The 25,920-nt window shown below is 48.7% G+C and carries 22 protein-coding genes and 1 tRNA gene; 12 read left to right on the plus strand and 11 right to left on the minus strand.

Features of this window, described 5'->3' with window-relative positions:
- Positions 1-88: 88 nt before the first annotated feature.
- From ACY0JR_RS09485 to ACY0JR_RS09520, 8 genes are all read right to left on the minus strand, one after another.
- Entirely contained in the window at positions 89-1,375 is a 1,287-nt protein-coding gene (locus tag ACY0JR_RS09485) for an MFS transporter (protein WP_462633778.1), read from the minus strand.
- A 185-nt stretch (positions 1,376-1,560) separates the two neighbouring features.
- The gene (locus ACY0JR_RS09490; RefSeq protein ID WP_462633779.1) at positions 1,561-2,616 is read right to left on the minus strand and encodes a sugar phosphate isomerase/epimerase family protein; all 1,056 of its coding nucleotides are present in this window, start codon (positions 2,614-2,616) and stop codon (positions 1,561-1,563) included.
- 7 nt (positions 2,617-2,623) lie between these two features.
- Positions 2,624-3,784: a Gfo/Idh/MocA family protein gene (locus ACY0JR_RS09495; protein ID WP_462633780.1), complete on the minus strand. Its 1,161-nt coding sequence runs from the start codon at positions 3,782-3,784 to the stop codon at positions 2,624-2,626.
- A 101-nt stretch (positions 3,785-3,885) separates the two neighbouring features.
- Positions 3,886-5,175, minus strand: a complete 1,290-nt coding sequence (locus ACY0JR_RS09500; protein WP_462633781.1) for a sugar MFS transporter — start codon at positions 5,173-5,175, stop codon at positions 3,886-3,888.
- A 261-nt stretch (positions 5,176-5,436) separates the two neighbouring features.
- On the minus strand, positions 5,437-8,898 hold the full coding sequence (locus ACY0JR_RS09505; RefSeq protein ID WP_462633782.1) for a ThuA domain-containing protein: 3,462 nt from the start codon (positions 8,896-8,898) through the stop codon (positions 5,437-5,439).
- Positions 8,899-9,114: 216 nt separating this feature from the next.
- On the minus strand, positions 9,115-9,885 hold the full coding sequence (locus tag ACY0JR_RS09510; RefSeq protein WP_462633783.1) for a 3-keto-disaccharide hydrolase: 771 nt from the start codon (positions 9,883-9,885) through the stop codon (positions 9,115-9,117).
- A gap of 68 nt (positions 9,886-9,953) precedes the next feature.
- The gene (locus tag ACY0JR_RS09515; protein ID WP_462633784.1) at positions 9,954-11,963 is read right to left on the minus strand and encodes a c-type cytochrome; all 2,010 of its coding nucleotides are present in this window, start codon (positions 11,961-11,963) and stop codon (positions 9,954-9,956) included.
- Between the two features lie 18 nt (positions 11,964-11,981).
- Positions 11,982-13,826 carry a 3-keto-alpha-glucoside-1,2-lyase-like domain-containing protein gene (locus tag ACY0JR_RS09520; protein ID WP_462633785.1) on the minus strand — a complete coding sequence of 615 codons (1,845 nt, stop codon included), beginning with the start codon at positions 13,824-13,826 and terminating at the stop codon, positions 11,982-11,984.
- Positions 13,827-14,159: 333 nt separating this feature from the next.
- Between ACY0JR_RS09520 and ACY0JR_RS09525 the strand changes: the two genes are divergently transcribed.
- The 12 genes from ACY0JR_RS09525 to yiaA all read left to right on the plus strand — a co-directional run bounded on the left by ACY0JR_RS09525 (position 14,160) and on the right by yiaA (position 23,984).
- The gene (locus ACY0JR_RS09525; protein WP_462633786.1) at positions 14,160-14,786 is read left to right on the plus strand and encodes a hypothetical protein; all 627 of its coding nucleotides are present in this window, start codon (positions 14,160-14,162) and stop codon (positions 14,784-14,786) included.
- Entirely contained in the window at positions 14,783-15,085 is a 303-nt protein-coding gene (locus ACY0JR_RS09530) for a winged helix-turn-helix domain-containing protein (protein WP_462633787.1), read from the plus strand. Before ACY0JR_RS09525 ends, ACY0JR_RS09530 begins: the two co-directional genes overlap by 4 nt.
- 261 nt (positions 15,086-15,346) lie before the next feature.
- Positions 15,347-15,682 (plus strand): potassium transporter KefB, encoded by a 336-nt coding sequence (locus ACY0JR_RS09535; protein WP_462633788.1) that lies wholly within the window; start codon positions 15,347-15,349, stop codon positions 15,680-15,682.
- A gap of 187 nt (positions 15,683-15,869) precedes the next feature.
- Positions 15,870-17,114 carry a hypothetical protein gene (locus ACY0JR_RS09540; protein ID WP_462633789.1) on the plus strand — a complete coding sequence of 415 codons (1,245 nt, stop codon included), beginning with the start codon at positions 15,870-15,872 and terminating at the stop codon, positions 17,112-17,114.
- A gap of 70 nt (positions 17,115-17,184) precedes the next feature.
- Positions 17,185-17,463, plus strand: coding sequence for a hypothetical protein (locus ACY0JR_RS09545; RefSeq protein WP_462633790.1), 279 nt, complete (start codon positions 17,185-17,187; stop codon positions 17,461-17,463).
- A gap of 51 nt (positions 17,464-17,514) precedes the next feature.
- Complete coding sequence (locus tag ACY0JR_RS09550; RefSeq protein WP_462633791.1) at positions 17,515-18,225, plus strand: DoxX family protein; 711 nt, start codon at positions 17,515-17,517, stop codon at positions 18,223-18,225.
- A 194-nt stretch (positions 18,226-18,419) separates the two neighbouring features.
- Complete coding sequence (locus ACY0JR_RS09555) at positions 18,420-20,147, plus strand: serine hydrolase domain-containing protein (protein WP_462633792.1); 1,728 nt, start codon at positions 18,420-18,422, stop codon at positions 20,145-20,147.
- A 392-nt stretch (positions 20,148-20,539) separates the two neighbouring features.
- Positions 20,540-20,869: a hypothetical protein gene (locus ACY0JR_RS09560; RefSeq protein ID WP_462633793.1), complete on the plus strand. Its 330-nt coding sequence runs from the start codon at positions 20,540-20,542 to the stop codon at positions 20,867-20,869.
- 36 nt (positions 20,870-20,905) lie between these two features.
- Positions 20,906-21,955: an SH3 domain-containing protein gene (locus tag ACY0JR_RS09565; RefSeq protein ID WP_462633794.1), complete on the plus strand. Its 1,050-nt coding sequence runs from the start codon at positions 20,906-20,908 to the stop codon at positions 21,953-21,955.
- Positions 21,956-22,039: 84 nt separating this feature from the next.
- On the plus strand, positions 22,040-22,768 hold the full coding sequence (locus tag ACY0JR_RS09570; RefSeq protein ID WP_462633795.1) for a TlpA family protein disulfide reductase: 729 nt from the start codon (positions 22,040-22,042) through the stop codon (positions 22,766-22,768).
- Between the two features lie 151 nt (positions 22,769-22,919).
- Positions 22,920-23,483, plus strand: coding sequence for a Crp/Fnr family transcriptional regulator (locus ACY0JR_RS09575; protein WP_462633796.1), 564 nt, complete (start codon positions 22,920-22,922; stop codon positions 23,481-23,483).
- 81 nt (positions 23,484-23,564) lie between these two features.
- Positions 23,565-23,984: an inner membrane protein YiaA gene (gene yiaA / locus ACY0JR_RS09580; RefSeq protein WP_462633797.1), complete on the plus strand. Its 420-nt coding sequence runs from the start codon at positions 23,565-23,567 to the stop codon at positions 23,982-23,984.
- A gap of 200 nt (positions 23,985-24,184) precedes the next feature.
- Here the strand turns inward: yiaA and ACY0JR_RS09585 are convergent.
- The 3 genes from ACY0JR_RS09585 to ACY0JR_RS09595 form a co-directional block, all read right to left on the minus strand.
- Positions 24,185-24,269, minus strand: a tRNA-Ser gene (locus tag ACY0JR_RS09585).
- A 220-nt stretch (positions 24,270-24,489) separates the two neighbouring features.
- Complete coding sequence (locus ACY0JR_RS09590) at positions 24,490-25,419, minus strand: YihY/virulence factor BrkB family protein (protein WP_462633799.1); 930 nt, start codon at positions 25,417-25,419, stop codon at positions 24,490-24,492.
- Positions 25,416-25,829 carry an acyl-CoA thioesterase gene (locus ACY0JR_RS09595; protein WP_462633800.1) on the minus strand — a complete coding sequence of 138 codons (414 nt, stop codon included), beginning with the start codon at positions 25,827-25,829 and terminating at the stop codon, positions 25,416-25,418. Before ACY0JR_RS09595 ends, ACY0JR_RS09590 begins: the two co-directional genes overlap by 4 nt.
- Between the last annotated feature and the right edge of the window lie 91 nt (positions 25,830-25,920).

Below are 25,920 nucleotides of genomic sequence, written 5' to 3' on the forward strand. Positions count from 1 at the left end.
TTTTTCAAAGCTCCGGGACTTCTACCTTTTCAGATAGCTATAAGGTGAAGTTGAAAACTGACGTAGAAACTGCTACTAGTAAATAAAACTACGCAGCGGCGTACTTTGAATCTTGCACGTTCTTGTTTCTTCTGGACCGCATGTAGAGGAAAAGTCCGCCAAAAGCGAATGCCAGAATGATTGGAATAACTAACGTGACTTGCAGCACCTCTGGGCCCGCCAGGTTTCGGGCGTTGTTCAGGACAGTTGCCATTTCGGTGCCCGGCGCTGCTTTCACGTACTCTTCCAAACTCGCACCAGCCGGTAAACGGTCAGCCAGAATGCCATCATAGAAATTACCCATGAAAATAGTATAGATAGAAACGGCAAACATACCGGCTCCGCCGATCAGGTTCAATCCTAGAGCACCAGATTTAGGGATGTTTTCGGCCACAAAACCAATCATGGTGGGCCAGAAATAGGTAACTCCTAACCCAAAGATAATAGCAGCGAAGAAGATGGAGTTACCGGTTAACGTGCTTAACAAATAAAGCCCCAGCGCCGAGAGTACCGCCGAGAAGCACAACACCCCAGATGGGCTCAATTTGTGCACCACAGGCTCGGCAAAGGCTCTCCCCAATACTTGTACTCCTGCCGTAAGGGTTAGAATCAGCAGCGCGTTGTCGGTTACGTTTTTCAGGAGAACGTCAATCCATTGGCCGGTAAACAGCTCAGTAATAGCCGTTCCGAACATACAGATAAACATGAAAAGGAACAGCGGTGACAGTACGGCTTTGTACATGTCGGCGGTGGTATAGCCAGAGGCTACCCGTTCGGTCACTGGGAAATTCAGTTTAGAGAACAGGAATCCGTAGATGATGGTGGGGATTAACATAACGGCGACTTGGTATTGCCAGCCAATTTCTAAGCTATCAAAGAGGAACACCAGCAAGGTGCCAATTACAGCCCCGCCCGGGAACCACAAGTGGAAGTAGTTCAGACGTGTGGTTTTGTTTTCAGGGTACAGTGTGGCCACCAACGGATTACATGCCGCTTCTACAGTTCCGTTCGCCAATCCTACGCACAACGTGGAAATAAATAAAGTCCAGTAACCCTGCGCAAAAATGGTGAGCAGAATGCCAGTTAAATGAAGGATGAAGGCTGCTACCAACAAACGTTTCATGCCAATGGCATCCACCACAAAGCCTCCCACCACAATAGCTAATGGAAAACCCCAGAATGCCGTGGCAGTGATGGTACTCAACTCAGAAGCATTCAATTGAAACTCCACGCCCAATTTGTTTAGAATTCCAGCCCTAATCCCAAAGGACAGCGACGTCACCAAAAGGGCCAAACAGCTTGCCCAGAAGAGCTTTGATCGTTGGATATTTTGCATAAAACAGAAGTTTGTTAGAAGGTTAGCTTGTTCGTAATTGTGTGCAATACAGGAAAATTTTCTTTGTTGGTGACTTTATAGCCAGCATATTTCCAGAAAGCAGTTTCTCCTGAAGGTAGCCTCTTTTCTGAAAAGAAGAGGAAAACCACCAGTGTACCACTGCTTTCCAGAAAAGAGACTGCTATCTAGGAAAGACCCAGAATCTGCTTGTTCAAGGCTTCATTCACTCCGGTAGCGGCAAAATCATCAAAGGCTTTTTCAGTAACTCTGATGATGTGGTCTTTGATAAAAACAGCTCCTTCGCGGGCACCGTCTTCAGGGTGTTTGATGGCGCATTCCCACTCCATTACGGCCCAACCTTTGAAATCGTAAGCGGCTAATTTGCTGAAAATGCCCTTGAAATCAACCTGACCATCGCCCAAAGAGCGGAAGCGGCCCGCGCGGTCTATCCAGCTTTGGTAGCCGCCGTACACACCTTGTTTGCCGGTAGGGTTGAACTCAGCGTCTTTCACATGGAACATCTTGATGCGCTCATGGTAATGGTCAATGTACGCCAGGTAATCCAGGCACTGCAACACAAAGTGTGAGGGGTCATACAGCAAGCAGGCGCGCGGGTGGTTGTTCACCTTCTCCAGGAACATCTCATAGGAGATACCGTCGTGCAAGTCTTCGCCCGGATGGATTTCATAACACAAGTCTACCCCATTCTCGTCGTAAATATCCAGAATTGGCGTCCAGCGTTTCGCTAACTCGGTGAAACCGGCTTCTACCAGACCGGCTGGGCGCTGTGGCCATGGATACACCGTGTGCCACAGCAGCGCGCCGCTGAACGAAGCGCTGGCATTTAAGCCTAAGTTCCGGGAAGCTTGCGCAGCATACGTTAATTGCTGCACGGCCCACTCCGTTCTGGCTTTCGGGTTGTTGCGGTACGCCTCCGGCGCGAATCCGTCAAACAACTGGTCATAGGCTGGGTTTACAGCTACCAATTGCCCTTGAAGGTGGGTGGACAGCTCGGTGATTTTAAGGCCGTGGCTTTCTACCATGCCTTTGATTTCATCGGCGTAGGTTTTGCTTTCGGCGGCTTTCTGCAAATCAAAGTAGCTGGTAGCCCAGGTAGGAATCTGAACTCCTTCAAACCCGAGGCTTTTGGCCCATTTACAGATAGATTCTAAATCGTTGAACGGGGGATTATCTCCTAGAAACTGGGCCAGGAAAATAGCGGGTCCTTGTATGGTAGTCATGTCTATGCTAGAGGTTAAATTCTATCCATTTATTTTCTGATTGACCGGAGGCAATCACTTGCTCAATAAAGGCCATGCCGCGCACTCCTTCCAGAATACCTGGGTAATCCAGCGCCTCGGCTTGTGGCTCTTCGCCGTTGAGGCGGGCTTTCACGCACAAAGCAAAATTACGGTACAAGTTGGCGAATGCTTCTAAGTAACCTTCGGGGTGGCCGCCCGGGGTGCGGGTGTTGTGCATTGCGTAAGAACCCACGTGTCCGCCGCCGGTACGGTAAATCTCAGCGGGTCTGTCCAGCCATTTCACGAGCAAGGTATTGGCCATGTCCTGCTGCCAATCCAAGCCGCCTTTCTCGCCGTACACGCGTATTCTGACGTTGTTTTCCTCGCCGGCTGCAATCTGTGTAGCGAACAGAACACCGCTGGCGCCGTTGTTGAATTTGAGCAGTGCCGCCCCGTCATCGTCTAACAGACGGCCTTCTACTACTACATTGATATCGGCGCAGATTTGAGTTACCTCCAGGCCAGACACATATTCGGCCAGATTGAAGGCGTGCGTGCCTATGTCGCCCATGGCGCCGGCGATGCCGCTTTGTTTGGGATCGGTTCTCCATGCGGCTTGCTTGTTGTCTCCACCTTCCTCAAAGGTGCTTAACCAGCCCTGCGGATACTCCACGTACACTTTTCTGATTTTACCCAGTTTACCCGAAGCCACCAGTTGCCGGGCTTCTTTCACCATCGGGTAGCCGGTGTAGGTGTGGGTTAAACAGAAGAGGTTGCCGGTTCTTTCCACCACTTCTCTCAACTGCAAGGCCTCCTCCAGAGAGAAGGTCATGGGCTTGTCTAGGATCACGTGGAAACCACTTTCCAGCGCCAGTTTAGTAGGCTCAAAGTGCACGTGGTTGGGGGTCACAATGCTGATGACCTGCACGCGTTGGTCTTCCGGTAGTTGTTGCTCTTTCTCGTATAATTCCTGATATGAGCCATATACTCGGTCTGGGGAGATGCCCAGCAGCTGGCCGCTGGCTTTAGATTTCTCTGGATTGCTGCTGAAAGCGCCGCAAACAAGCTCATATTCCCCGTCTATTCGGGCCGCGATGCGGTGGACAGCGCCAATAAAAGCTCCTTGTCCCCCACCTATCATGCCCAGTCTGAGTCTCTGGTTGTTCATTCGTTTTATTTGTTAGGTTACAGATTGATGCTCGCTAATATATACTTCCTCCCTGTTTTAGCCCTACTTTCTAAGAAATAGGCCTAAAATCTGCACCATGGTTACCCATGGGAAGGGGTTGACGTTTTGTAGAATTTATATCCGAACAGGAAGATCACCAGATAGCAGATAATAGGTAAATAGTAAGCGGTGGCGACGTCATGGTCGGCCACCATGCCCATAATGGGCGGAAATACCGCTCCCCCCACTACCCCCATCACAATAAAGGACGAGGCTTGTTTGGTATGCGATCCCAGGCTTTTAAGGCCCAGGCTGAAGATAGTGGGGAACATGATACTGAAGAAGAAGTTGATCATGAGCAGGGCCACAAAAGACACCGTTCCCCAGCTTTGGGCCACCACTAGGCACATGGTGATACTTGCCAAGGCATAAACCGCCAGCAATTTGTTTGGTGCGATATACCGCATAAGGAAAGTACCACTAAAACGGCCTGCCATCATCATGAACATGCTCAGAGAGAAGTAGTAGGAAGCCACCTCGGCGGGCAAACCCATCTTTTCTTTCCCGTAATTGATGAAGAACGCCCACGTGCCACCTTGGGCCGCCACGTTGAAAAACTGTGCCACACAGGCCCACACAAAATGCCGGTACTGAAACAATTTTTTAGACTGGGCAATTGCCTCGGAATCAGTTTTCACTTCATAAGTATCAGTGCTGATGACATGGTGATCTTCTAGGATCGGCACTTTTACAAAGGAGTAAATTACAGCCAGCAGCGCAATCACCGACCCAATGACCGTGTACAGCACCCTAACTGAATCCAGATCTCCAGAGGTACCGGTGCGCAACAAAAAAAATCCGCCGATGAATGGTCCAATCGCTGCGCCCAGACCGTTGAAGGCCTGCGCAAAGTTCAGCCGTTGGTCACTGGTGCGTTGGTCGCCTAGAGAAGCAATGAACGGATGCGCCACGGTCTCAAGGGTAGCTAAGCCGCAGCCCAGAATGAACAGCGCCACCCGGAAGAATCCGAAGGACTCAGCTCCGGCTGCCGGCACAAACAGGAACGCTCCTATAGCATACAGGCACAATCCCAGCAGCACCCCCATCTTGTACCCGAAGCGTTTCATGAACAGTCCCGCTGGAATGCCCATCAGGAAATACGCCCCAAAGATGGAAAACTGCACTAAACCAGACTGCGCCTTGGAAACATGGAGCACCTCCTGAAAGTGCTGGTTCAACACGTCGCCCATGGTGATGGCAATGCCCCAGAGCATGAATAGAGACGTGACAAAGACAAACGTGACCAAGTATTTCTTCTCCGTGAAAGCAGGTTTGCTCTCCACCAGATGCCCTGCATTGGTCACACTCTTAGCGGCGGTTACTTGTGTCATGGGCGGTACCTTTGGTTTGACGTTGTATGAATATAAGGTTTATTCCTAAGGGATAAAACAGGTCCAGAACCCTTGAGCTAAATCATTCTGGTTTATGGTCTGTTTTGGAAAACCAGACATTTAACCCCTTTGATGATTTTACTCACTTCCCCTGTCATCCTGAAAGGACCTTGTGGGCGTACTAGAAAAGCTTTGTAGTAAGCGCTATCACCGTTCGCTCACAAGGTCCTTTCAGGATGACAGGTGGGTAGAAAGTATAGTTTATTTCACTTTACTAAAGGTTAACGAGGAGCCGGCACTTCTACCCTGCGGGGTAAAAGTGACCGTTTTTAAAAGTGGCTTATTGTTGCCACGGCCATTTACTTCCTTACAGATGATGTACACGTCTGTGGTTCGTAGATTGAGCGGAACTTGGATTGGAATACGAGCGCTTACAATCTGCCCTTCAATACCGAAGGCCATACGTCCACTTCCTATTCTCTTTCCGTTTACCTGCCCAATTCTAACTTCCACGGCATAAGTGCCCAGATACCCACTGTTCACCGCGGTCAAATCAATAGAAGCAATGTCTGTCAGATCCAAGGTTTCTTTAATCCAGCCTTCACTGGTAGGAAACACCAGGTATTTGCTACCTGCGGAATCCTTACTGGCAAAACCCTTCACTTGCTTGAATTCAGACACATCACTCTTGTTGCTTCTGAGTTGAACGGCGTTTGAACCTACCATAGGTTTTAACCCCGTACCGCCCTCATGGGTGTAAGTGGCGGTGAGTTTCAGGACGGTGTTCTCTTTCTTCTGCTCGGCTACCTTGGGCACAATCTCTCCCTTGGCCGGAAGCGAAGGCTTGGTGCTGGTTGGACTGGCTAGAGAAAGAATCCAGGAGACGATCTGCCGGGCATCTGCCTCTGACATGTCTGGGTGGGCTGGCATGGCATTCTCTCCCCACACGCCGCCGCCGCCTTTGATGATCTTATTGGTGAGATGCGACGTGGCTTTGCCATCTTTAAGGTAGCGCTTAGAAACGTCTACGTAAGCCGGCCCTATAGACTTTCCGTCAATTTTATGGCAGCCTTTGCAGTCTGAGTTTTCCATGAGCGTTCTGCCCACCAAGGTGGCCGAAGCGACCTGGTGCCCCATGGAGGCGCCCGCTAAGTCTTTTCCTTCTATGTATTCAGCTGACACGAAGAGGTTCTGGGGCTTCACCTGACCGCCCGGAGTGTTTACGTATACCTGGTACTTGATAGGGATTCCCTCAAAATAGAAGCTACGGTTGCCCGGCAAAGCCACCACCACGTCGGGCTGCTCATTACCGGCGTACACGGTTACCGCCTTGCTTCCGGAGGTTGCCTTTTCCGGATCGGTGACTTCTACCCGTATGTCGTAGTCTCCTGCCTTGGTAAAGGTGTACTCCAGTTGCGGGGTATCCGTGAGTTTTCTGAGGCCATTAACGGTCCAGAGGTATTTCAGATTATCTTTCTCAGGGTCTGCCACTTCAACGGTAGCGGTAATGGTGAAAGGAAGCAACCCGCTTTGGCGATCTACCGTTAGGTTCGTGATTTTAGGAGGTCGGTTCCCGGAAAGGTAATCCACCCTGGAAAGCGCAGCATCCGGGTTTCCGGTGAACCATCCTTTTCCATATTCCAGGATATAAAGCTTCCCATCGGGCCCAACTTCCATGTCCATGATGGCCGCGAACTTCTCATTCTCCATAAATGGCTCCATTTTATCAAAGTCACCATTTTCCTTCATGGTTACTACTTTGATCCAGTCTCGGATCCAGTCATAGATAAAGAGCTTGCCGTGGTAGTACTGGGCATACCGGGTGTTTTCCGGAAACATATCGGTGTAGTAGACCGGACCAGCCATGGCGTTTCGCCCGCCCGTACCTACCTGCGGAAAATCCGGTGACGCATCATACGGGTACCAGATAAAAGCGGGCTGGGCTGCTGGTAAATTCACAATACCGGTGTTGTTGGGTGATTCATTAACCGGTTTCGCCGGATTGAAGGCCGCCCCAGAAGTACCGGTACCATAGTTATAGCGGTGGTAGGCATAGTTGTTCGCCACAAAAAGGGGCCAGCCAAAGTTACCTGCCTTACGGGCTTGGTTTACTTCATCATATCCTTTGGGTCCTCTGGTAGCTAAGCTATCGGTTTTGGCATCTGGGCCTACTTCGCCCCAATACAGGAAGCCTGTTTTCTGATCCACCGAAATCCGGTACGGGTTGCGGTGGCCCATGGTGTAAATCTCAGGTCTGGTTTTCGCCTGTTTTCCGGGGAATAGATTTCCCTTCGGGATACTGTAGGTTCCGTCCTCATTTACTTTTATCCGGATGATCTTGCCACGCAGGTCATTGGTATTGCCAGACGATCTTCTGGCATCATACTTCTCATGACCCGGACGATCATCTAAAGGCGCGTACCCCTGGTTGGTATAGGTCTGTCCTTTTTCATCAAAGGGTGTGCTGTTGTCGCCGGTAGATAGGTACAACAGGTTGTCTGGTCCGAAGGCAATAGAGCCGCCCGTATGGCAGCATATCTGACGCTGGGAGTACAGTTGCAGGATAATCTTCTCAGAGGCCATGTCCAGTTTGCCGTCTCTGAAGACAAAGCGGGAAAGCCGGTTCACCGAAGTATCGGCAGGGCTGTAGTAGAGGTAGATAAAGTTGTTCTTCCTGAAATCAGGGTCTTTGGCCAGTCCCATCAGCCCTTCTTCCGCATTCTCACTGGAACTGGAGGTATGGTACACATCCAGAAAGCCGGCCTGCTGCAAAGCGCCAGTACTTTGGTTGTACAACATGAGTTCGCCCCTGCGTTGCGCCACCAAAATATCCAGAGTAGGCAAAACAGCCATTTCGGTAGGCTCGGTAAACTTGCCCTGGGTCAGGACGGTTTTCACAAAGCGGTTCTCTTCCGGTACCCGCAGAGCGGTGGCTTTCTCGTAATCCAGTTCTTTGTTATCGCCTATGGCATATTCAATACCGGCCAGCAGGTGCTGTAAGAACAGCTTGTCAGCGTAGGATTCCTCGGTGTGGCCCAAGGCGGTGTAAAAAGAGCGGCCTCCGTCAAAGTCATGGTACCAGGCTACGGGGTGGTTCGCGCCGTTGGTGCCGCCTTTGTAGCTTTTCTCGTCTAGGGTGAGCAGCACCTTTACATCTTTGCTCAGGTTTTTGAAGTTGTACCACTCGTCTTTTCTTTTCCATTCTTTGGGTAAGTGTTCGGTGGCTTCGTTCTTTTCATTTGTTACCCGCACAATGGCTTGCTGCTGCTCTGGGTGCCCGTTGAAATAGGCGCCTACCAGACGGCCGTACCAGCCCCAGTCATACTCCGTATCAGTGGCCGAGTGAACACCCGCGAACCCGCCACCAGCCTGAATGTACCGCTCAAAATCGGCCTCCTGGTAATGGTTCAACACATCACCAGTGGTGTTCAGGAAGACTACCGCCGCATACTTCTTCAAAGAATCTTCCTGAATGTAAGCAGCATTGGTGGTGGTATCTACAGCAAAGCCATTCTTCTGGCCCAGTTCCACGATGGCCTTGTTGCCCACGTCAATGGCAGAGTGGTGGTAGCCGCTGGTTTTGCTGAACACCAGAATTCTTGGGTCACCGTCTCGTTTACCACAAGAGGAGAGCACCAATAGCAAACAAGAGAACAGAAAGGTAAACCTTAGCGCGGCTACCTCTTTTAAGCCTGTTTTTCCAGAAGTAGCTTTAAAAAGCATTCTAGATAATAGAACCGGGAAAGAAGTTGATTTGCTAAAAGTCAGAAGTGACTTGATGTACGCCATTTGGGATGTCAAAAGGGAAATAAGAAAAATTTGGAGGTCCTGTGAAGGAACAAGTAAAGAGCCATGACTTGAATTCTAAACTTCTGTTTTGCGGCCCTTTTGATGAAAATCAACTCAAAACAGAAGCTAAGGATGTTAATCCCTGGCTTTTTACAGTTCTCTAATCCAGATATTGCGGTAGGCCACAGGGTTGCCGTGGTCCTGCAAACTGATAGGTGCTTTGCCGTGGGCTTTGTACTCCGGTAACCCGATGTACTCCGTTGGGCCTTTCAGTTCCACGTTGTTCTGTACCAGAACGCCGTTGTGAATGACAGTTACCCTGGCCGGAGTGAAGAGAGAACCATCTTCTTTGAAACGGGGAGCGGTGAAAATGATGTCATACACGTTCCACTCCGTTGGAGGGCGCATGGAATTCACCAATGGGCGGTGCTGTTTGTAGATACTTCCGGCTTGTCCGTTGGAATACGTGCGGTTATTGTAGGAATCCAGCACTTGTACCTCGTAGCGGTCTTGCAGGAAGATGCCGCTGTTGCCACGGCCCTGGCTGGTGCCTTTCACTTCATCTGGGGCGCTCCACTCTATATGCAACTGAAAATCCTGAAACTCCCTTTTGGTAGAGATGTCGCCTTTGCCAACGGTAAAAGCACCGTTTTGCACCTGCCACTGCGCATCACCTCCGCCGTTTTTGGCTTTCCACTGAGATAAGTCTTTCCCGTTGAAGAGCACCAGTGCGTCTGAAGGAGCTGCATTGTTGGTGCCGGGGGTTACTTTCCGGGGTTCGGGCTCCCAGAACTCGGTCATTTCAGGAACCATCTTTGGCGGTTTAGGAACCTCCTGCGTTTGGGCGTTTGCCTGATAGCCTACCAATAGCCCCATGGCGATAACGGTGAAAGAAAACTTAGAAGTAATAGATGCTGACATAAATAGTGGTGATTTCATTTTAAGGCATTTTCTAAAAACGGAGGCGAAAACGCCCCTCGTAGGTCTTGTTATCTCAAAGAGTTAATCCAGGCAGCAATCTTGAGTGCCTCCCCTTTTGGAACCTGCGGCATAGGCGGCATAGGTGTGGCGTAAGTAGGCCAGTTCTCCGGTTTGGGGTTATGGATAAGTTCTACAATGCGTTGGTTCGTGTACTTGCGCTTCGCGATTTCCCTGAAACCCGGGCCTACCTGTTTCTTCTCAGTGGTGTGACACGCCAGGCAAGTGTTTTTAGCCAGAAGCGGTTTCACGTCGTTGAAGGTGAGCACAGCATTGGCAGGACTGGCTTTAGGCGCAGGCTTTGCAGCGGTGGAAGAAGTACCTTTTTTAACCGGTGCTTTGGCGGCAGCTTTTCCAGCATTAAGGCTCGTTTTAGCCACAGACGCTTTTGCTGACGCAGCCTTTTTTGTCACAGCGGCTGAGTTGCGGGTACTCACATCTTTTAAAGCCAGCTTCTCGCCTTCTGGAATGGCGTTCAAGGTATAGTAGGCCGCCGGATGCACCAGCGTATAATAATTCTCCTTCGCGCGCACACCGTCTAACTTAAGCAGGTGAATGTAGCCTTCCCGCAAATTATCCACGAGCAGGCGGGCTTTCATGCCATCATCTGACAGCTTCACCCCTTTAATAGCTAATTGCTTTGAGTTCACGGGCGGACTACCGTACACGGGATGGTACTTGTAGATATAGCTCTCCACGGAGTAAGAAGCCAGGTCCTCGGCCGATTTCCGGTCTACCGGCGTGGTAAATTCCACCTCAAACCCGTCGGGCTTGGCGCTCACAGTGCGCATTTCAAACGGCACCTTGTTGTTCCAGATGAGGCGTTGTAAGCCTTCCATGGCCTCGCCGGCGGCTCCCCACCCACGGGCGGTTTCCCCCACGAACAAGGATTTGTCTTTGGCCCAAGCCATGCGCAATACCCCAGACTGGAAGCCGCTCCGGAAATCAAAAGCCACGCCTTGGTACTCGCCTTTCACTTTCTCCATCACCACCCGCATGATTTTGCTCTGCCCCTGGTCGCCTACCAGCAGTTGCCCTTCAAACGGCCCGAAGTGTCCCTGAGGAATTTGCAAAGGTTCAGAGTTGGAAATCCCTAAAATGCCGTGCGGCAGCCAGACAGCCGGCAATTGCATAGCTGGGAACTGCTTCTTCATGTCAAACATGGTCACATAGGGCTCGTTCACCTTGTTCTCTGGTTTCACATGTCCGCCCTGGGCATCCTTTTCAAAGCGCGGGTTTATTTTGGCGTAGACCTGTTCCTGGCTCATTTTGATAGGGGAAGCAGGCAGACTCGCCCAGCGGAGACCACCCGGGTGCACCGTAAAAGCGCCTTTCTTCACGTGCCACACGCCGCCAGAACCAACCCAGTCACCCTGGTTTTCGGTGTAGAACATCTCGCCGTCTACCAGGCCTATTCCGGCTGGCGAGCGCATACCTGTTGCCCAAGGCTCCATTTTACCATCTGGCGATATTTTCAGCATCCAGCCGCGCCAAGGCACCAAACTGGTCGCGTGCCACCAGGGATCTGGAAAGCCCAGGTTGGTGGTCACGAAGAAAGAACCATCCTGCGCAATCTTAGGTCCGAAGCTGTATTCATGGTAGTTTCCTGACAAAGGCCAGGCGTACACGGTCTCAAACAAATCGGCTTTGCCGTCATTGTTGGTGTCTGTGAGTTTGGTGAGTTCGCCGCGCTGGGCGCAGTACAGAGAACCGTCTTTGTAGGCCAAGCCTAATACCTCATGCAGACCGGCGGCAAATTTCCGGAAGTGCGGTTTGGGGCTAGTGGGGTTCTCCACAATAAAGATGTCTCCCCGGCGGGTAGAAATACCTAAATCACCGCTGGGCATCACCACCAAACCACCCACTTCCAACAGCGTCCCTTCGGGCGAAGGCAAACGCAGGATCTTGAAAAAGTCTTCCTCTTGAGGCGACTCCTGTGCGGCTGCCTTTTGCGGCGAACCAGCGAAGAGCGCTCCAGCCAACAGCGCTGACAGAAAGAACTTCTTACGTACTTGTATCATCTATAATCTTTTAAGCAATTAATAAAGAATAGAATAGGTCACCTTTCCCTGCATAGGAATCACCAATTCCTGCCGACCACCCACATTTCGGATGGTTGGTTTGGCCCCTGCGGTTTCCTCCAGGCGCACGTAGTAGGCTTTGTCATCAACCAGGTACATCCCCTTGCCTATTTCCTCTATTTTGGCGCCTTCTACCAAACGGGCCACTAAACCCGCCGCTGGGTTCTGCACGCTGAGTTCGCGCCGCAGCCCTTTCCCGTTTTCAATAATCCGGATGGCATCTTGCACGTTAGCCCCGTAGATTTGGTACAAGAAAGTAGGCTCTGAATTCTGGTCTAATTGGTAGCCCTTCGGGCGATAGGAAGTACCGGTAGTATCTGTGATCCAGGTGGCCTGATCTGAGGTAAGTTTGGAGACCGTAGTGGTGGGTTTCCCGAAGTACTGAATCGAGCCTATGGCTTTGGAAGAACCATCGCCGCGCTCGTGCCACATAGGGGTAGCATCCAGGAAACCGCCGCGCCAGAGCTGCACAATGGAGCCGTTGTCCAGGTCATAGGTATAATGCAGTTGGGTGGGGCTCCCCACCGACACCGCATGGGTAACCCGGTGGTTGCCGGGCAGGTCAATGAAGCTTCGCAGCACCGGCCTTTCTTTCACATCTACCAAAATGGGGTCTATTTCTTCTGACAGGATTTCTTCACTGATCAGGAATTCACGCACGCCCGGTCCCGCTATTCTCAAACCTAACGCCGGTCTTCCCCAGTCCATGGTTTTGGAATAGATCAACTCAAACGGTACTTCACCAGCGGGCAGCACCGCCGTTCCTCTCCCGTTCCAGGTTTTCATGGGCAGCACATCTTTGTTATTTACCCGAATAAGGCCGGCTCCGGCGGGCGTGTTCAGGCTGAACGTGTATTCGCCGGGTTCCTTCACCACCAGGGTGCCGGTATAGCGCAACAGGAATTGCCTGGCATCATTGTCTAAGGTAGAAGTAAGGATATTGGAGGGACCCTGCGGACCTTCGGCCTCTGGGGGCAGGCTGTCGTATTTGGGCTCTTTTTCGAATTTCCCCTTGAAAACACGGTACGTTAACCCTTTCAGTTCGGGCCGAGGTTTGCTGTACTGGCTCACCTTTATATTGCGGAACGCAACCGCGCCATGGTCACCCTGGAAACGAAGCGGTCCGGTGGCTTTTTCGTCGTTGCTGATGGCACCCCGGGTGGGCCCGAATAGCTCCACATCCTCCTGAATAGTGACGCCATTCAGCTCTACCAGCAGAATTTTGGCATTCTCTATCTTCCTTCCGCTGGCATCAAAGCGAGGCGCCTGAAAAGAAATCTTCAGGTGTTGCCACAGACCTGGCGCTCTTCCTGCATTCTGCCGGGGCGCATACCCTTGATAACCTTTCTGCCCTTCAGGACGGCTTTCATCCCAACGTTCATACACGCCACCGTTGCTGGCCGCCGTCCGATCCGTGGTTCCCCAGTTGTCGGCTAACTGAAGTTCATAACGGCCTTGCAGGTAAATACCGGAGTTGGAGCCTTTAGCCATCAGGTAATCCAATTCAAGATCAAGGTCACCGTGCTCAAAATTGGTTAACAAGTCTTGCCCCTTGTTCTTCTTGGTGGGCTGGTTTACCAGAATTCCTCCACCCTCACTGGTGGTTAGCTTGTTGTTATCTGAAAGACTTGCGCCAACGTTGGCAGCAACATGCCAGCTTTTACCAGGGTTTTGGAAAGAAGACAAATCGTTCAGAACAAGTGGATTGCTTTGGCTATAAGCGGCGCTTGAGACAGCTAAACAGGCCATAAAAGAACCGGCCAGGGCTCCCCATTTAGAAAATAGAAATCGTGATATGGGCATTAGGTATACTGGTTTTACAAATTGCGGCTAGCTTTCCTCATCCATAGCAGCCTAAGTAGGGAATGATCCTGATGGGATAGCACAGGATATTCTTGTCTAATATTAGCGATATTAAATTAAATAGCGACATGTTCCTCTTAATTCTTAAATCAAATTTTCGTTAAGTACCTGATTTTACATTTTCGGCAAAGAAAGTGAAGGAAGTGAAGGAAGTTTCTGACCCAGAAAGTATAGGAGCGCACGCAAGTTTCTGCTATTTCAGAAAACATATTTCTGCAATCTCTTGTATAGCTATAAACTCTGTTTTAACTTTGAATCGCAAAGTACTTTAAGATGAAAGAAAAACAGGACTACATTCGGGACATAACAGAGATTCGCTCTATGATGGAGCGTTCTTCCAAGTTTCTGTTCCTCTCTGGTTGGGCGGGCATTTTGGCAGGTATCTATGCTTTGGTAGGTGCCTACATTGCCTACAATGTGTTTAATTTCAATCCAGATGGTGTAGAGTATGGTGCCCTGCAAGCCGGAGAACTTTCTTCCAACTTAGAGAAGGCCATTCTTCTGGCAGTGAGCATCTTGGTACTGGCCTCCTGCACGGCAGTTTTCTTTTCCCACAAAAGGGCTAGCAACCGAGGCGAAAAGCTTTGGAGCGCCACCGCCCGGCAGCTGTTAACCAGCATGGCGGTGCCGTTTATCTCAGGGGCGGTGTTAATCCTAATCTTGGTCTCTTACGGACTGATTGGCTTAATAGCCCCTTTAACCTTATTGTTTTACGGTCTGGCATTGTACAATGGCAGCAAATTCACATATGACGTAGTAAAGGTCTTAGGCTTAACTGAGATTGTGCTGGGCCTGCTTAGTGCCTACTTTCTGGGGTATGGACTAGTATTCTGGGCGCTTGGCTTCGGGGTGGCGCACATTATCTATGGCATTTATGTGTATTACAGGTACGAAAAGTGAAAATAGTAATAAGCGGTTTACATAAAGCCTTTGAGAGCAGAATCAGGCTGGGGATCATGTCTGCGTTGGCAGTGAATGACAGGCTTGACTTCAACTCCCTGAAGGAATACCTGGATGTGACAGACGGCAACCTGGCAAGCCACCTAAAGGCGTTGGAAAAAGAAGAATTCATTGCGGTGGAAAAGTCATTTATAGGCCGAAAACCCAATACCCAATATTTCATGACGAAGGAAGGCCGAAAAGCATTTGAAGATCACCTCAAAGCGCTGGAACAATTGATCAGGGGCGTTTCTGAATAAATTGAATTCCCTTTCATTTTGCAATCCATCCGAAGGTTAGTACGTATAAATCAATACATTAGCACCTAACAACTAGAAGAGCATTCACCCTAATTCACTAACGTATGAAAGCTACATTCGTCTTATCTACCAGAAGCACCCGGCAGCTTAGGATAGTTACCAGAAAGGGAAACTGATATTTTTTTGCGCCATTACTTTGCATTTCAAAGTACTTTAACAACAAAAACCAACCTCATTTTTAACTCATAAATCTCTAATGCCATGACCCTTGAAAACAATTTAACCCCACAGACCAATCAGTCAGTATCAGTAGCCAAACCAGTATTGATCGGGGCCGGAATTGCCCTGCTGGCCATCTCTTTCTTTGTATTTGGGGTAGATTACCCTAACCCAGCCTGGGGAGAGTACTGGAGAATCAGGCCATTGATCATCACGCCGTTAGCCGGGGCCACGGGCGGTGCCTTTTACGCCTTCATGGATTACCAAGCTTCCCGTGGATTCAACCGAACGCTGGCCATTCTGCTCAGCATCGTGGTGTATTTCATTGGGCTTTGGATGGGTATTGTTCTGGGCTTGGCAGGAACCATGTGGAACTAAGCGTTCTGGCCCAAGAAATCACTTGATCTTTAAAATGCTAATTCCAGCGGTCTTGCAAAAAAAATTCACCATGTTTTCGGCTTATTTATAAAAAATAGGCCGAAAACAGGAAAGCCGATCACAGTTGCTTGATGATGACGGATGCACCTGCACAACGTGTAAAGAATGCCTCTAAACGTATACACCCATGAAAGACGAAATTCTCACCTTTCTACATGATCCTGGCCACCTTGAAAGGTTATACCGCACCAACAAGGCGTCTTTTAAACGGGAATTCAGTACGCTTTACCCAACCCTCCAGGGCAACCCCATCGCTGACTTCTGGCATGAACGGCTGACCTACGAAGGTGATGACATAAACTGGGGCACCAGTAGAGAATTACTCTTTGTCTTGATGGCGGCGTTGGTAGCAGGCCTGATCGCAAAATTCCCGGCATTTTTCCCTGTTGACGAGGAGTTCTTCTACCCCAGAAACATCGGGTTTATTATTTTCCCGGCCCTTACAGCGTACTTCGCCTGGAAAAACAAACTTACTACCGGCAAAATAGCTGCCCTACTTGGTTTAACCCTGGCCGGGGTGCTGTTCATCAATTTCCTACCCCATGACAAGACAAGCGATACCCTAGTTTTGTCCTGCCTCCATTTGCTTTTATTTCTCTGGTCTATCCTAGGCGTTGCTTTTGTGGGTGATTTCAGAAATAACCCCGAAAAACGACTGGGTTATTTAAAGTATAACGGTGATCTGGTAGTAATGACTACGCTCATTGTCATAGCCGGGGGCATCATGACAGGGATCACCATCGGGCTTTTCCAACTCATCGGCTTCCATATTGAGGAGTTTTATTTCAGAAACATTGTCGTCTTTGGGCTGCCTGCGGCTCCCATTTTAGGCTCCTATCTTACCCAGACAAATCCCCAGTTGGTAGGCAAGGTCTCACCGGTCATTGCCCGGCTTTTCAGCCCTTTGGTCTTAGTCATGCTGGTGATTTATCTGATCGCCATTGTCTACTCGGGCAAAGACCCTTACAATGACCGGGAATTCCTGATCATCTTCAACGCGCTCTTAATTGGCGTCATGGCCATCATCTTCTTCTCCATCGCCGAGACTTCTAAAACAACCAAGAGCCGCCCTCAAATCTGGATTCTTGCTTTGCTCTCTCTGGTCACGGTAGTGGTGAACGGCATTGCGCTTTCTGCCATCTTGTTCCGGATTTCAGAAGGTGGCCTTACGCCTAACAGAGCCGCCGTCTTGGGCAGCAACGTCTTGATTCTTGTAAACCTTTTGTTCGTAACGGGCCAGCTTTTAAGGGTGATTTCCAAAAAGGAGAGCATAAACGGCGTAAGGAAAGTCATTGCCCTGTACCTCCCCCTCTACTGTGTATGGGCCATCATTGTGACCTTCCTATTCCCGCTTGTATTCGGGTTTAAATAAAACCTGAAACAACAGGTCAAAAACACGGCAGAACAGATAAATAACCAACATAAACTAAAGCAAAACAGTGATGGTAAACAGTTTAAATCTTAAGCATACCGCCAATTGGATATTTGGCACCTTCGTTTTTGTCATCGGTCTCCTGAACTTGTTTCTGGTACACCCCGTGCCGGGAATCGCGTACATCCTGCTCTCTTTCATCTATCTACCTCCGGCCAGTGACGTGCTGAAACAGAAGTTTGATTTCTCTATTCCCCCTGTGGTTAAAATCATCTTTGGTATCATCATTTTCCTGTTCACGTTTGGAGTGAGTGACTTGGGAGACATGATTGATAAGTGGCTTAAATAGCGCTTATTCAAAAGGAAATAGATTTAACAGCTAGAAATAACAGAACCAGGAATGAGCCTTGCTGCTACCTTAGACCACCTTCACCGGCAAGCCAGACAAAACAAATGGCTTTACTTATTTGCCATGTTCTGCCGGTTTATTCTGGCAGTGGGGTTCATACCGCCGGGCATAGTGAAAATAGTAGGAGAGCGGTTTACAGCGCTGGCGGTCAATCACCCCATGGGGAATTATCTGGAAGCGCTTTACCACACGGGGTATTACTACACTATGATTGGGGTGATGCAGGTAGTAGCCGGGGTTTTGCTCTTGATCCCCAGAACAGCCATTCTTGGGGCAGTCATCTATTTCCCCATCATCTTAAACATCTGCATTCTGTCCTTAGCCGTGCGGTTTGACGGGTCAAGGGTTACTTCGCCGCTAATGGTGCTGGCTAATTTGTACCTGCTTTGCTGGTACTATCACACCTGGAAATTTATCCTGCCCTTCAACCACCTGGAAAGCCAAATGTCATTGCCCAAATGGAAGGATTTAAGGGGTAAATTCCCCTTCAAGTTCTTTACGGGGGTGCTGGCGGCCTTCGCGCTGGTCATCCTATTCGCGCGTTTTGGCCATGAACTAATGCCGCGTAACACACTAAAAGAATGCAGAACGCAATGTGAAGCCAGTGCCAATCCCGAGGCATGTTATACGTTCTGTGATTGCATCCATAATGAAGGTCAACCGCTAGATAAATGCTTGGAGGCCTATGAGCAGGCGAAGTAAATCTTCCTTCTTAAAACCCGCGCAAACCGCACAAGCTTTAGCTTATCCGTGAAAAGCTACGGCTAATCAATTTTCCATGCTTCTGCAGTAAGATTATTAAAGCCAACAGAATTGCTTAGGCACTTTTACTTTGCATTACAAAGAACTTTCAAACGATTAAACAAAAATATCTGTACACTTTAACACGCCGAAAGATGAAACCAGAAATCATCCACATTTCCAAAAATGGCTCCACTAGGACTAATCGCCCAACCAGCAGCAAGAGCCTCATGGGCTATTTTCACCTATTAGCCGCCCTGCTTTTCTTCACTTTCCAGAATGCAACAACCGCTTCTGCCCAAGACAAAACAAGTGAAATTGACAAGATCTTCAGTTGGACCGCTGCAGATAAACCGGGGTGCACTTGTGCCGTCTCGCAGAACGGCAAAGTGGTAGTGAACCGCGCGTACGGCGCTGCCGATCTTGAGCGGAATGTTCCTCTAAACCAGAACTCAGTGTTTGATATAGGATCTGTGCGGAAGCAGTTTATTGCCGCAGCCACCCTACTGCTAGTGGAAGAAAAGCGCCTTTCCCTTACGGAAGACATCCACAAATACATTCCAGAGTTACCTGATTATGGTCACAAGATCACTCTGGACCACTTGCTTACGCATACCAGCGGCATTAGGGATTGGACGGGCATGTTGTCGCTGGCGAACGGAGATCCAGATGCCTTGACCCTGATCCTGCGCCAGAAAGGACTCAATTTCACGCCCGGCGAAGAATGGTCTTACTCCAACAGCGGCTATGTATTGCTAGTTGAAATTGTAGCCCGAACCAGCGGAATGCCGTTCGCAGAATTTGCAAGCAAGCGCCTGTTTGAACCCCTCGGGATGAAATCTACCACCTACGTGGCAGATATGACCGACCTCATTCAGAACCGCGCTCTTGGGTATGAGAAGAAGAAAGACACCTGGAAATTGGATATGTACCTGGGCAATGACCGGGGCGGTGGAGCCATTCTCAGTACTGCCCATGACCTTCTGCGCTGGAACGATGCCCTGACCAGCAACCGCCTCGGCAAATTTGTCAGTGAAAAGCTTCAGGAACCGGCAAAACTGAACAATGGTCGCAAGCTGGGCTACGCCCGGGGTTTGTTTCTGGAGACGTTCCGGGGCGTAAAAGAAGTGTGGCATTCTGGTGGTGCGGCAGGGTACCACACCTGGCTAGGCCGCTTTCCGGAACAGGGCATCTCCATAGCCGTGATGTGTAATTCAGATGCCATGCCCGCCACGGCTGTCGCCGAACGCATCGCCGATCTATTTGTCACCTACGCTCCTTCCCAAAAAGCCTTGGCTATAACCCCACCCGTTATTACCGGTGATACGTTGGCCGAAGTGAAAAGTAAGGCGGGCCTGTTCCTCAATGAGCGTACCGGTGAGACACTTCGTTTGATAGTAGACCGAGACAGATTCCGGATTGCCGGTGGACCAGGTTTGGTGCCGGTGACCAAAGACCGTTTCCGCCGCCATGGCGCCTTTGTGCAATTCATGTCACAGGACGAGTTTGAGCTGCATTTCCTGTCGCCAGATCAGTTGGAACTGAAGTCCATGGAAGGCAAAACCACTAAATACAGTCGGGCCAAGCCCTACACTCCTACTGCCCTAGACCTACAAGCGCTTGTCGGCCGTTACCACAGCGACGAGATTGGAACCTTCTTTGACATGTCTGCCGGGAAAGAGAACTTGCTGGGCCGCGCCAACGATGCACCAGGCACGGGTTTTGAATTCAAAGCCATTGCCCCAGACACCTATCAGCTAGGCGGCGTAACTATCCATTTTCTTAGGGACAAAGCCGGCAAGGTAATGGCCCTAGACTACAGCAATCCGGTAGTCCGCAATATTAGATTCACCCGCATCAGTAATCTAACCAGCCGCCGTTAATTCTCCACTATGCATTGCAAATACACGCTTGGCGTTTCTATACACATAGAACCGTAAGAGTTATTAAAGACAAAGGGTTGTAAGGAAATAGCCTTACAACCCTTTGTCTTTAAACTGCTGGGCCACAGAAGCAGTAAGATTATTGAGATTTACCCCCTCATTCTCATCTATAGGTTAGAGGTCTTTGTGCCCCCGCTTGACAATCTTTGGAAAACACTTATATTGGAGATGCCATGCAATGAAGGAAATGTGCGTGTATCTGACGTGAAATGGCTGTAAAAATAACTGCAGACTCCAATCAAAGTGCCAATAACCGTAGTTTCTCCTTAGACACAGTAGTTGAGTTTAAGTAAAAAGCATAGAATGTTCACAGCCATTAACAAGTTCGTAAAATGAAAACTCGAATAATGTACCTTGAAAACAAGGAAACAGTTAAAGCCAGAATTGATAGAGTTACATTTTCAAGAACAATGCAAACTGTTTATTATAGGGATTTAACTCTTCAACGGGCAGGAAGCGAAAAAATAGCAGGTAATTTCTTTAATGTTGAAACAGGGAAAGAATACTGGGTATCTGGATGTAAAAAGAAAGGTGGAGATTATCATTGGGCAAACAAAGTTCCTATAATGATTGACGATGATATTAAGCAGGAATACTGGACAACGATTAGAGGAATCAAACCTGAAGAATACCTTAACTCAACAAAAGCTAAAGCACACTAAAGCGTGCCCTAGCCCAACCGTTGGCTAAAATATTAGATGAAAAATTTTACTCCCATTCTCTTGCTACCCTTAATAGGCGTCATCTTAGGCTGCTCAAATTCAGACAACCTGAAAAAGCCCGAAAACAAACCTCCAACGGTAAGCCAAATTGAAAAGTCTGCTCCAGAAACTAAGGTGGACGTGTATGAGATACCGACCATTAAGACTCTTTATATCACAAATCCAAAAGGGAGCAATATTTATGAGAAGCCCGATAAGCAGTCAGCAGTTTTAGAGACGCTAGAATACGGCTACAAGGTGGAGGTCATTGGGGAAGCCGCAAGCTGGTACCAGATAAAGGAACGAATAGGGAGAAGCTTTGTGAGAGACGGTCAGCAAATTCAGTCATCTGGCTGGGAGGTAGTGCATATACCCAAGCTCGATGTAGGACCTCTCACCCAGGTAAAGTTGACAGCCAAGGATTTATACCTAACTCCTGACAATGTGCCTATCAAGGGCAAATTAAGGGTTAGCCTAATCAGCAAAGATGAATTTGAGAAATCTAAGGAAGAGAAAGATAAGTTTATTGTTCCCCGTAGCTCCTTAGTTTCTCAGAAAGATTCTGTACTCTATATATCCACAAGTAATGGCCAGAAAAAGAAATTTGTAAGCTCACCCAATGCAGAGGAAAGTAGGAAGGACTACAGTTACGTTGGACATTCAGACCTTCTTAATGCGTTTTTGCTCTCAATCGGGTACTATGAAGAAGGTGAGTACATGCTGTACAGCTCTGAAAACGGTGAGGAGATTATCAGCTTCAATGATTACCCCTATGTTTCCCCTGACGGGCGATATGCTGTTTCTTTGTATACCAACCCCTATGACCAGACTACCGACTTTCAGTTGTACAGAATTAACGACAGCAAAAGTATTAAGAAAGAACTGGAGGCGAGCTTCAGCAAATGGATGGCCGCATTAGAGCCTCAGGAGATTTATTGGCAGGACGCAAACACGATTGTTGTGAAGGTTCTCCATTCACAGGTATTTTGGGATGAGGGAGGCGACCTCAATAAAGATTTCCAATACCTACAGATAAAAATATTTTAGTCAACAAAGCGCTTAAGCCATGCCATGGCCTTGCACGCCTCATACACGGGGGTGTTAAGCCAAATTCTATATACTCAAATTAATATGAGAAAAATAGCATTATTGTTTTTAAGTGTTTCTTTCGTTTACTCTTGCAGTAATTCCAAGAAAATTACCAGCGAAGGCACCTCTCAGTCAGAAAATGAGAAGAGGTATTACGCAGATACTGAGAGCGCTATCAGAAAGTATAGGGCAGATTCTCAGAAGTACTATGAAAGGAACGACAATGAGACTATCCACAAGTACGAAGACTCCATCAAGTCCCTAATTATAGGGTCATATATCAGGGAACATGAATTCACACCTTTAAAGGGGAGTAAAGTCAGCACAGCCAAAAGGAACAAACCACTGTTCCTACAGGTAACAGCTTCTTGGTGCGCCCCATGCAAAGCAGAGATTCCAGCCCTTAACAGAATCGCAGAAAAGTATAAGGAAGGCGCTGATTTCGTGCTTCTGTTCTGGGACACAAAGGAGGGGCTGGAAAAATTAGAGAATCTCTACAGTTCAAACATATCCTTGGTACCCTCCCAGGAAAAATTTGATGATCCTTCTACAATTGATATCTCTGGATTTAAGCACACCATGGGTTTCCCTACAGATTACCTCATAAACAAAGACAACAAGATTGTTGGCTTTTCGCAGGGTGCTGCATCTGAATATACCTACACTACTGCAGAGGGAAAACTGATAACATTTACCAGGCAAATGGCAGACAGCCTCAATTACATCCGCTTGGAAAAAGAAGTAACCGAACTGATAGCAAAAAGTAAGTAGGACGTACCAGATTGAAACTAGGTTTAACAAAGCGCAAACTGGACCATCTGCTGGCGTCTTGCACGCTGTAGGGCTAAATTACAAGAACGAATTACCCTTATATCCTAACTCAGGAATTCTAACTCCATCCCTAAAGTAAAGGCATCCTTAAATGAATGCATTGTTTGATTGCATATCACAGTACCATCCTATTTCACCCGAAGCGCGGGAGGCCCTTTCCAAAGCATTGACGCAGGTAGAGATTCCAAGGAATTCTTTTTTAATTCAACAAGGCATGGTGTGCAATAACCTGTACTTCCTTGAACAGGGCTGTCTGCGTGGATACTATCACCTGGACGGTAAAGAAATCACTTATTGGTTCGGCTTCGAGAACAATTTCGTCACTTCCTTCTACAGCTTCATCTCCCGAAAGCCGGGAGTGGAAAACATTCAAGCGCTGGAGACCTCCACTCTGTGGTGTATCAGTTTCGAGGCCCTGAACCGGTTGTTTAATTTCCATGGAGACCTTGAGCGCCTCGTGCGGATTATAAATGAGCAGTACTACATCAGGCTGGAAGAGCGATTAATGGCCATGCAGTTCAAGACCGCCCGGGAGCGGTACGGACAGCTGTTGGAGACCTCGCCACATATCCTCCAGAGAATCCCTCTCGGGCAAATTGCCTCTTACCTGGGTATCAGTCAGGAAACGTTGAGCAGGATACGGAGCCACATTTGACACTCTCCCTTTTTTGACAATTGTCAAAAGAAAGGAGTAGGGACTGGTATACCTTTGGTTCATCATCTAATAAAAGACAAAATGAATCAGAAACCATCAAACGCATTCATTGCAGCTTCTTGGGCTACTTTATTGACTGGTATTACGGCGTACATCATTGGGCTGTGGAATGCCGAAATGTTGCTGAACGAAAAGGGCTATTATTTTACCGTACTGATGTATGGTTTATTCTCCGCCATCTCCCTCCAGAAGAGTGTGCGTGACCAACTGGACGGTATCCCTGTTACCAATATCTATTATGGCCTCAGTTGGTTCTCTACTGTTTTAGCGGTGGTGTTGCTGGTAGTGGGGCTTTGGAATGCTGATTTGCTCCTTAGCGAGAAAGGTTTTTACGCAATGTCATTTCTGCTGAGCCTTTTTGCGGCCATTGCGGTTCAGAAAAACACCAGAGACAGTTTAGGAAAAGAAGAGCCTGTGAAGAACAGTGTTGAGGTATATTAACTATGCAGCAGAGTTCTACCTTAACGAGCTAAAAAAGGACTACTACCTATCAATCTCCCAGCCAAATGACAGCCTCTCTGTTATCCTATAAACGGGGGAATAGAGAAACTCAAGAAACCTACAAGGTGTCCGATATACCTCCGGACTATAACAAAAAGCCCTGTAAGTTAAAACTTACAGGGCTTTTATCTAATTACCAGCAGAGAGAGAGGGATTCGAACCCCCGGACCCGCAAAGGTCAACGGTTTTCAAGACCGCCGCAATCGACCACTCTGCCATCTCTCTAAATGTGACACAAAAGTAAGGGTTGGAAGGGTACCTGTCAAGTACTGAGCATGCATTTTTTGCTTTTTTTCAGCTAAAATATTTCCTCCATTCCCTTACGCCTTGAAAATCATCACGCTAGACCGAAATATTTTTTTCTTACGGAGTCTACTTTCATCCACCGAAGAAGGAGTTTGCCCTTGCTTCAGCCCTGTTTTCTGAAACTCAGGTCCAAAACAACTTAGACTTTCCCTCTTACCAGGCGTTTGGTCAAGGCATCAATGCTGATGTTCACCTCAAACCCCACAATCAGGCTCATGCACACGAAATCAAGCCACACCATCAAACCAATAAGTGCGCCAATGGAACCGTAGAACTTATTGTAGGAGTCAAACTTACTAATGTAGAGCGAAAAGAGCCAGGACACCAGGAAAATGAGCACCGTGGCTACCACCGAGCCCGCCGAAACGAATGGCCATTTGTCATGCACCGCCGGTACATAATAGTAGATCATGGAGGTAGCTAGAAAGAACAGCAGCACTACCGCCACATACTTCACAGAGACAATGAGCCCATAGGTGAACGACTCCGTTACTATCTCATAAAAGACCAGCGCATCCAGAATATACGTCCCGAAGAAGATGGCCCCTATGGCCAGAAACAAGATCAGCGCCAGCGCGATGGTGAGCAGCGTGGCAATCATTCGTTTGCGCAGGTACGTGCGTCTCCTGAAAGTCTTGTACTTCTTGTCAAAGGCATCCATCAAACTCATGATCCCGTTGGTAGACAGCACCAGCGCAAAAAGAAAACCGAAGGAAAGCAGGCCTCCGCGGGGTTTGTTCACAATGTCCTCAATGGTATCTGCCGCCGCCACGTAGATCTCCGAAGGCATAATGTCGCCCAGCAGGGTAAGGATGTCCCGGTCCAGGTGGCCAACGGGAATGTAGGGTATGAGCGTGAAAAGGAAGATGATGGTGGGGAAAATGGCCAGCGTGAAGTTGAAAGCCATGTAAGACGATCGCTTGGTGAGCGAATCCATCTTCAGTTCATCCAGCATCACTTTGAGCACATGGTACACAGACACCTGTTCATCCCCAAAACGAAGCCGTTTCAAGAGAATGATGAACTTCCGGTACCACCGGAAACCGTGCAGGCGTTGGGTAATACTCATGCCGTGAAATGCGGATCTATCTTTTCATGAATATATGCCGGAATTGCCGTGGGCCGGTTACTTTTCATGTCTACAAACACCATCACGGTTTCGCCAATGTTCAGGAGTTCCTGCGCCTCATTGTACACCTCGTACTCAAACTTGATGCGGGCTCCCTGGGGTTTCGTTTTCAGAAGCAGTCTCACCGTGAGTAAATCATCATACCGGGCCGGACGGATGTACTTACACCGCAGTTCCATCACGGGCATCATGACGCCCGCCGCCTCCATCTCTTTGTAATTGATGCCCAACAGCCGGAACGTCTCGGTACGGGCTACTTCATAGTAGGCTCCGTAGTTTCCGTAATAGACATAGCCCATTTGGTCGGTCTCGGCGTAGCGCACGCGTATCTGTACTTCTGATGTAAACACAGTTCTTCTTGGTTAGTTGCCACTTTCCGGTTAGAGCTTCTTTTCAGAAAACACCGTCTAAACGGATTAGGGAGTAATGTTTACCGGGCAT

Source organism: Rufibacter sp. JT3400010 (assembly GCF_054956755.1).